Here is a 274-nt window from a genome sequence, read left to right as displayed (position 1 = left end):
AGCAGAGGATTGAAAATCCTCGTGTCCCTGGTTCGATTCCGGGTCGAGGCACCATTTACTTTAAGTTCTCAATCTTTAAAATTGAACGTGCCTTAGCACACAGTTTAGTGTGCCGACTTAGCTCAGCTGGTAGAGCAACTGACTTGTAATCAGTAGGTCAACCGTTCGACTCGGTTAGTCGGCACCACTTTCCTTTTACCGAAAGTGAATTAGTAAAGAATTATCGTGGAGGGGTTCCCGAGCGGCCAAAGGGATCAGACTGTAAATCTGACGG

Annotated in this window: 1 tRNA gene; it reads left to right on the top strand. The window is 46.7% G+C overall.

Annotation, left to right across the window (positions count from 1 at the left end):
- Positions 1–111 precede the first annotated feature (111 nt).
- Positions 112–187 (top strand) — tRNA-Thr (locus AN395_RS19255).
- Positions 188–274: the final 87 nt, after the last annotated feature.

This window comes from Pseudoalteromonas sp. P1-30 (genome assembly GCF_001400005.1).
GTDB classification, from domain to species: domain Bacteria; phylum Pseudomonadota; class Gammaproteobacteria; order Enterobacterales; family Alteromonadaceae; genus Pseudoalteromonas; species Pseudoalteromonas atlantica.
This window is presented reverse-complemented; position numbering and strand designations above follow the sequence as displayed.